The sequence below is a fragment of the Desulfobacula sp. genome (assembly GCF_030145145.1).
Taxonomy (GTDB): Bacteria; Desulfobacterota; Desulfobacteria; order Desulfobacterales; family Desulfobacteraceae; genus Desulfobacula.
In genome coordinates this window covers 36,097-43,219 of sequence record NZ_JAQYWD010000044.1, presented here as the reverse complement: position 1 = coordinate 43,219, position 7,123 = coordinate 36,097, and the positions used below count along the sequence as shown (strand labels likewise).

At 48.8% G+C, this 7,123-nt stretch carries 9 protein-coding genes; 4 read left to right on the top strand and 5 right to left on the bottom strand.

Annotated elements, in window-relative coordinates; translation table 11 throughout:
- A partial coding sequence (locus Q1Q15_RS21500) for a hypothetical protein (RefSeq protein WP_300464523.1) occupies positions 1–202 on the top strand: 202 nt, incomplete at its 5' end.
- A 22-nt stretch (positions 203–224) separates the two neighbouring features.
- On the top strand, positions 225–656 hold the full coding sequence (locus Q1Q15_RS21495) for a hypothetical protein (RefSeq protein WP_300464521.1): 432 nt from the start codon (positions 225–227) through the stop codon (positions 654–656).
- A 73-nt stretch (positions 657–729) separates the two neighbouring features.
- Here the strand turns inward: Q1Q15_RS21495 and Q1Q15_RS21490 are convergent, their stop codons facing one another.
- The gene (locus Q1Q15_RS21490) at positions 730–1,041 is read right to left on the bottom strand and encodes a HigA family addiction module antitoxin (RefSeq protein ID WP_300464519.1); all 312 of its coding nucleotides are present in this window, start codon (positions 1,039–1,041) and stop codon (positions 730–732) included.
- A gap of 12 nt (positions 1,042–1,053) precedes the next feature.
- Complete coding sequence (locus Q1Q15_RS21485) at positions 1,054–1,266, bottom strand: type II toxin-antitoxin system RelE/ParE family toxin (protein WP_300464517.1); 213 nt, start codon at positions 1,264–1,266, stop codon at positions 1,054–1,056.
- 324 nt (positions 1,267–1,590) lie between these two features.
- Between Q1Q15_RS21485 and Q1Q15_RS21480 the strand changes: the two genes are divergently transcribed.
- Together Q1Q15_RS21480 and Q1Q15_RS21475 are read left to right on the top strand one after the other, a co-directional pair.
- Positions 1,591–2,457 carry a biopolymer transporter ExbB gene (locus Q1Q15_RS21480; protein WP_300464515.1) on the top strand — a complete coding sequence of 289 codons (867 nt, stop codon included), beginning with the start codon at positions 1,591–1,593 and terminating at the stop codon, positions 2,455–2,457.
- A 12-nt stretch (positions 2,458–2,469) separates the two neighbouring features.
- Positions 2,470–3,747 carry a peptidoglycan -binding protein gene (locus Q1Q15_RS21475; RefSeq protein ID WP_300464513.1) on the top strand — a complete coding sequence of 426 codons (1,278 nt, stop codon included), beginning with the start codon at positions 2,470–2,472 and terminating at the stop codon, positions 3,745–3,747.
- Here Q1Q15_RS21475 and Q1Q15_RS21470 read toward each other — a convergent pair.
- The 3 genes from Q1Q15_RS21470 to Q1Q15_RS21460 are packed head-to-tail and all read right to left on the bottom strand — an operon-like array spanning position 3,737 to position 7,069.
- A complete protein-coding gene (locus tag Q1Q15_RS21470; RefSeq protein ID WP_300464511.1) occupies positions 3,737–4,195 on the bottom strand; it encodes a thioesterase family protein in 459 nt (152 codons plus the stop codon). The two genes, Q1Q15_RS21475 and Q1Q15_RS21470, sit on opposite strands and share 11 nt — an antisense overlap.
- Positions 4,192–4,824 carry a class I SAM-dependent methyltransferase gene (locus Q1Q15_RS21465; protein ID WP_363321027.1) on the bottom strand — a complete coding sequence of 211 codons (633 nt, stop codon included), beginning with the start codon at positions 4,822–4,824 and terminating at the stop codon, positions 4,192–4,194. Before Q1Q15_RS21465 ends, Q1Q15_RS21470 begins: the two co-directional genes overlap by 4 nt.
- The gene (locus Q1Q15_RS21460) at positions 4,811–7,069 is read right to left on the bottom strand and encodes a DNA translocase FtsK (RefSeq protein ID WP_300464509.1); all 2,259 of its coding nucleotides are present in this window, start codon (positions 7,067–7,069) and stop codon (positions 4,811–4,813) included. Before Q1Q15_RS21460 ends, Q1Q15_RS21465 begins: the two co-directional genes overlap by 14 nt.
- Between the last annotated feature and the right edge of the window lie 54 nt (positions 7,070–7,123).

Genomic DNA, 7,123 nt, shown 5'->3' with positions numbered 1-7,123 from the left:
TGGAAATCAAAATTTTATTGAAGATATGAAAGTTTCACTTGGAGCACTTGCAAGAGGAAGAAAAATCAAAGCCGATGATGAAAAATACATTATTCAGGAGCATCTTGCTTCTTACAACGCTGTTTTTGATGCCAAAAAGTGCAACCTAAGCGCTCAGAATAGCTATTATTGGAAGACTTTCCACGAAAACTCAAACACTTAACTTGGTCTGACAAGAACAAAACATGGTAAGAGCCGGGGTTGTTAAGCATCCATCAAAATGGGGTTTTTGTGGTTATAATGAAATTTTGGATCCGCCCGAAAGATATACATTGATTGATAATGACCGGCTGGTCGCTTTTTGTGGCTACTCTGACCATAAAAAATTTCAGATCGATTACAAAGCCCTGATCGATGATGAAATTAAAAAAAATACCCTAAAGCGAAAACCCTACTGGACTGAAAGTATCGCTGTTGGAAATCAAAATTTTATTGAAGATATGAAAGTTTCACTTGGAGCACTTGCAAGAGGAAGAAAAATCAAAGCCGATGATGAAAAATACATTATTCAGGAGCATCTTGCTTCTTACAACGCTGTTTTTGATGCCAAAAAGTGCAACCTAAGCGCTCAGAATAGCTATTATTGGAAGACTTTCCACGAAAACTCAAACACTTAACTTGGTCTGACAAGAACAAAATCCGTGATGTCGAAAGAGGTAAAGAAACGGGGGGTCCCACGCCCAGTAACGCTTAAGTGCCTGGTTGGGCCACAATAGTTGTCCATGGTCTAATTTTTTTCAATACATGCCCAAGTTCGCACTCAGCAACTTCAGTATCGTGAGCAATTTGAGCTCGCAGCCAATAACCATTAGATAGACCGAAAAAACGACACAATCTTAAATCAGTGTCCGCTGTAACGGCACGTTTTCCGTGAACAATTTCGCTGATACGTTGGGCTGGAACATTTATTTCTTTAGCCAAACGATATTGACTTAGCCCCATTGGTTTTAAAAATTCTTCCAAAAGAATTTCGCCAGGGGTAACAGGTTTAAGCTTTTTCATAATTAATTAACCTCAATGATAGTCTACGATTTCAACATTTTCAGCACCCGAATCATACCAACGGAAACAGACACGCCATTGATTGTTGATTCGAATGCTGAATTGGCCTGATCGGTCAGCTTTGAGTGCTTCAAGACGGTTTCCGGGCGGTACTTTTAAATCATCCAGTCGACCAGCAATCTCAAGTTGTCTCAGTTTCCGCCGTGCTACCGATTCAATGTTCACAAATCGTCTAACACGAATTCCCTTTGAAAGCTTTTCCGTATCAGCACATTTGAATGACCTTATCATTTTTATATAGTATTGTATCGCATGATTAATGTCAAGCGTGATTATGGGGCCGAAATCGTGCTCGTTTAGTTAAATATCCTGGAAAAGCCATTCAGGATACCTGGAAAAAGAAAAAAATAAGGCAATCGGATCTGGCAGATATGACAGGAACACAAACCTGAACCTGTTTCAGTTATTGACAGGGTTATATAAATACAGGTATGACCTATGTAACATGTAACCTTGGATACTATATCAGAATAAGGAGGCAGCTCCCTTATGACAAATCCCCGGCATTATCTTTTCCTGACAATTCTTTATCTGCTGGTCGTGGCAGGGGTTTGTGCGCTCCTGTCCGCTTCCCTTAAATCGGCTTTCATGGCAAACTGGGGGTTTAACCTCCTGATCCTGGCCGCCCTTGTTGTGGGCATCGGCATCAATATTTTCCAGATCCAGCGACTGGAGCCCGAGATTGAATGGATTAAAATTTTCCGTACCGGCAATCCAGGGCTGTCGGCCACTGAACCGCCGACCCTGCTGGCGCCCCTGGCCAAACACCTGGCAGACATTCACCGGGACCGGTTCAGCTTGTCTGCCCTGTCCCTTAACACGGTCCTGGACGGGATCCGGGGTCACCTGGACGAGTCCAGGGAGATCTCCAAATACATGATCAGCCTGCTGGTGTTCCTGGGACTGTTGGGAACATTCTGGGGGTTGCTCCAGACCATCGGCACCGTGGGACAGGTCATCAGCGGCCTGGAGGTCGGCACCCGGGATTTTGTTACGGTTTTCAGTCATCTCAAACAAGGTCTTGAACAACCGCTTCAAGGAATGGGCACGGCCTTCAGTTCCTCCCTGTTCGGGCTGGGCGGCTCCCTGGTACTGGGGTTTGTGGATATCCAGGCGGGTCATGCCCAGAACCGGTTTTTCAATGAAATGGAAGAGTGGTTGTCCGGGGTCACCCATCTGGTGGAAACCGATGAAACCGCTGAAACCGGCACAAATTTATCGAATAATGCCCTCCAGGAAATTGACGGCCACCTTAGAATACTGATCCATCAGATGCAGAAAAACAATCAGGTCATGGGTCATTTTCTAAAACAGCACAAAGAACCGGCAGAGGATACCCCTGCCGTAAAAAAATAACAGGAGATCGCAATGATATCCAAAGCACGGCGTATCTCAAGCCCCATTACCGCCTGGCCCGGGTATGTGGATGTGCTGTCAGCGCTGCTGATGGTGGTTATTTTCGTATTGATGATTTTTACCGTGGCCCAGTTCATGCTCAGCGAGGTCCTGTATGGCCAGAAAAATGAACTGGCACAGCTCCATAGCCAGATCAGTGAACTGGCAGCGCTACTGGGACTTGAAAAAGAAAAATCCGGCCAGTTGGACACCCAGGTGGCCCGGTTGTCTGATGCCATCATCGGCCTGTCCGAAGACCGGGAAGTGCTCATGTCCCAGGTTGAAGACTATTCAGCGCAATCAAAAACCGATGCGGACCGGATAAAACAACAGATGCTCACCATGGTCAGCCTGAACGAAGACATCCAGGCCCTGACCCGGGTAAAGGATGAACTGGAAAAAAAGGTGTCCACCCTTGCCGGGTCCCTCGCTGACCGGGACCATCAAATATTGGTGTTGCGGGATCGATCCAGGTCCCTGGCGGAACGGCTGGCAGATAAGACAGAAATGACGGTACTGGCCCAGGAAACCATTGACAAACAGGATATCCGGATCCAGGCCCTTTCAGTGGTCCTGGAAACCCAGAAAGAGGCCATTGCCCGGGAGAAACAATTGTCTGCCAGTACCCGGGCAGAAGTGGCCCTTCTTTCCGACCAGATCACCAAACTCCAGGGGCAGCTGAAAATGATCAGCAATGCCCTGGCCCTGACAAAGACCCAGGGCCTGGAAAAAGATGAACGGATTGCTGAACTTGGCAAGCAGTTAAATATTGCCCTGGCCCGGAAGGTGAACGAACTTCAAAAATACCGGTCAGAATTTTTCGGACGGCTCCAGAAAATATTGGGCGCAAATCCAGCCGTGCAGATACAGGGGGACCGGTTTGTTCTCCAGGCCGGCCTCCTGTTTGATTCCGGGTCTGCCGTCCTGGGCCCCCAGGGCCGCAGCCACCTCACAACCCTGGCAGAAACCCTGTTAACGATTGCCCGAAAAATTCCCAGTGAGATCAACTGGATATTGCGCATTGACGGTCACACGGACCGGGTGCCCATCAACAATGCTGAATTTGCATCCAACTGGGAATTGTCTGCAGCCCGGGCTGTCTCGGTTGTCCGGTTCCTGAGTCAAAACGGTATCCCGGAAAAAAGGATGGCCGCTGCCGGGTTCAGTAAATATCATCCCATTGATACCGCGGATACGCCCGAAGCCTATCAAAAAAACCGGCGGATTGAGATCAAGCTGACTAGCCAATAAGATAGGTGGCCGTGCCCGTGGCAATCCGGACGTCTTTTTCATTGTACAGGTCTATTTTGGCCACCACAATCCTGGACCCGGCCCGGATGATCCGGCTTTTGCAGTGAAAGGACCTGCCCCTGCCCGGCCTTAAAAAATCCACGCGCATGTCAATGGTGGCAGAGGCGGTCAGTTTTTCATCGATCCCGTCAAAGGCATTGCCTTCATGAAATTTTGCACAGGATATCAAGGCGGAAAGGCCGCCGGTCAAATCAATCACCGCGGCTGTCACCCCACCGTGCAGGATGCCGGCAGCGGAATTTCCGATCAACGCCTCTTTCATGTCAAACCGGGTGACTGCTGTACCGGTGTCATAGTCCAGCAGATCAATGTCAATGCCCAGGACCTTGTTAAACGGCAGTTTCTCAAGATAATAGGTGCGTATTTTTTCAAGAACAGATTCTATCATGCCGGTTCAATCCTTATTTTTCTCAAGACCCCCAGGGTGTTGGTCATTTCAAGGGCGTCATAGGCCCCGGATTCAAGGGCCATGTCATATACCTGGCACGGGGCCTGGCCCCCTTTTGCCGGGTCCCGGAAAATATCATGAATCACCAGGAACCCATTGACATGGATATGACATGCCCAGGTCAGATAATCCCCCTGCACGGCATCAAAGGAATGTCCGCCATCAATAAACAGCATTGAAATGGGGGTCGCCCACATTTTACCCGCCGTACGGGAGGGGGCCACAATGGGCACCACCGTATCTTCAAGGCCGGTATGGATGATGGTTTCCTGGAAAAAGGGAAAGGTATTGATCCGGGATACGCCGGGGTCAAACAGATCCGGGTCAAAATAGGCTTCATCCGGCTGCTGTTCTTCTGACCCCTTATGGTGATCAATGGAATACAGGATGGCATTGTTTGCTTTACAGGCTTTGCCGATAATATAGGCGGATTTGCCGCAATAGCTTCCGATTTCAATAATTGGCCCCTGTTCAGAGGCGGTCAGGGCAATGCGGTAAAGCCTTTCGGCTTCATCCCGATCCATGAATCCCTTGATCCGGTCCCACACCTTAAAATCAATCGTCATCATAGGTTCTTACCAGTATGTCCCGGGGTTTGGACCCGATCTGGGGACCGACAATCCCCTCGTGCTCCATGATTTCCACCAGCCGGGCCGCCCGGTTATACCCGATGCGCAGACGGCGCTGCACAAAAGAAATGGATGCCTGCCGGGTCTTGGTCACCAGGGCCACCGCCTCATCATATTTTTCATCATAATCAGACTCATCAAACGCTTTGGCCTCATCCTCCGTATCCCCCAGGGTAATATCTTCAATATAATCCGGTGCCCGCTGGTCCTTTAGAAACGTGGTGACCCGGGAGATCTCCTGTTCAGAAAGATAGGCCCCCTGGATACGGACAAGCCGTCCTGCGCCCGGGGGGCAAAACAGCATATCCCCGTTGCCCAGAAGGCTTTCTGACCCGCCGCCGTCAAAAATGGTCCGGGCATCCACCCGGGAAGATACCTGGAATGAAATCCGGGTGGGGAAATTGGCTTTAATACTGCCGGTGAGCACATCAACAGAGGGTCTCTGGGTGGCGACAATCAGGTGAATTCCGGCAGCCCTGGCCATCTGGGCCAGGCGTGTCAGGGCAAATTCAACGTCTTTGGAGGCCACCATCATGAGGTCTGCCAGCTCATCAACGATCACGACGATATAGGGCAGTTTTTCAAACACCTCTTGGGTTTCATCGTCAGGCGGCTCACTCTTTTGATTGATTTTCAACGCCACCATGGTGTTATACTGGACAATATTTCTGCATCCGGTCTGTTCCAGCAGTTCATATCGCCGTTCCATCTCCCGGACCGCCCAGAAAAGGGCATTGGTTGCCTTTTTCATATCCGTCACCACCGGGGAAATCAAATGGGGAATATCATTGTATACGGAAAGCTCAATCCGTTTGGGATCAATCATGATCATTTTAACATCATCCGGGGTGCTCTTGTACAACAGGCTGATGATCATGGAATTCAATCCCACACTTTTACCCGTGCCCGTGGCCCCGGCGATCAACAAGTGGGGCATGGAATCCATTTTTGTCACCATGGCCCTTCCCAGGATATCTTTTCCCAGACCCAGAGTAAGCAGGGAGGTTGACTGGATAAACTCTTTTGAAACAATCAATTCCCTTAAATTAACGATTTCTCTCTCTTCATTGGGGATCTCTATCCCCACGACATCCCGGCCCGGAATGGGGGCAACAATTCGAATACTGATGGCACTCAAAGCCAGGGCCAGGTCATTAGACAAGCCCGCGATCTTACTGATCTTTATTCCCGGGGCCGGTTTGTATTCAAAGGTGGTGATCACAGGACCGGGCAGGATTTCCACCACCTCTCCATTCACGTTAAAGTCCCTTAACTTGCTTTCCAGGATGTGGCTCTTTTCTTTGAGCAGGTCGGTATCGATATTTCTTTCAATCTTTTGTTTCTCGTCCAGGAATGAAATCAGGGGCAGGTTAAATTTAACCTTATTCCGGATATCCACAAACCCCCCATCCGGTATAACGCCGGGCTCCTGCTCTTCCAGCTCAACAATGACCGGCTCAAACACATCTTCAGGTTCCTGGAACAGGTCTCTTTCAGGAATTTTTTCCGGCAGTTTAATCAGGATTTTTTCCTTCCCCGGGACAGGGGTGATATCAATTTCTTCGTGGGCCTGGGCTCTTTTTTCCTGAAATTTGTGCCACTTTTCTGTTAAAAACTGACACACTTCCTGAAAATCCGTCTTCATGGTGGTCAGGAACAACCGTGTTTTCCGATGAAAAAACAGCCCGAGGGCGATGACGGAAATCCCTGTGGAAAGGATAAAGCCAATCATCAGGAAAAAGATCAGGACAATGATACACCCCACGATATTGGCATATTTTAATAACACCGTGGCCATGGCAATGCCCACCACACCGCCCGAGGAAATTTGGGTGCCCAGGACAGAATAGTCATCTTTAAACAGAAAAAACATCCCCCCGGTACTGGTCATTAAAAAAAGCCCCCCCAGCAGGGTCAACCAGATGATTTTTAAGGATCGTCCCTTTAATAACCAGACGCTGATACACCCTGAAAAAACCGGTATCCAGAAGGCACCCAACCCGAACAAAAAAATAAAACTGCCGGCCAGATGGGCCCCTAACAATCCAAAGGCATTGTGGATATGGGCCGGACGTTCAAAAAAATGATTCCCCACACAGGGATCCGAGGCATGATAGGAAAAAAGACTGACCGCCGTTAATACAATGAGGAATAAAAAGAATATACCATACAGTTCTTTTTTCATCAGCAATTCTCATTATAAAACGCAATAGTCGCTGGACAAAGGGTCAGGCTTGCG

Coding starts and splice junctions, on each gene's coding strand:
- Q1Q15_RS21460 (WP_300464509.1), bottom strand. CDS start 7,069: ATGAAAAAAGAACTGTATGGTATATTCTTTTTATTCCTCATTGTATTA.
- Q1Q15_RS21495 (WP_300464521.1), top strand. CDS start 225: ATGGTAAGAGCCGGGGTTGTTAAGCATCCATCAAAATGGGGTTTTTGT.
- Q1Q15_RS21490 (WP_300464519.1), bottom strand. CDS start 1,041: ATGAAAAAGCTTAAACCTGTTACCCCTGGCGAAATTCTTTTGGAAGAA.
- Q1Q15_RS21470 (WP_300464511.1), bottom strand. CDS start 4,195: ATGATAGAATCTGTTCTTGAAAAAATACGCACCTATTATCTTGAGAAA.
- Q1Q15_RS21480 (WP_300464515.1), top strand. CDS start 1,591: ATGACAAATCCCCGGCATTATCTTTTCCTGACAATTCTTTATCTGCTG.
- Q1Q15_RS21475 (WP_300464513.1), top strand. CDS start 2,470: ATGATATCCAAAGCACGGCGTATCTCAAGCCCCATTACCGCCTGGCCC.
- Q1Q15_RS21465 (WP_363321027.1), bottom strand. CDS start 4,824: ATGATGACGATTGATTTTAAGGTGTGGGACCGGATCAAGGGATTCATG.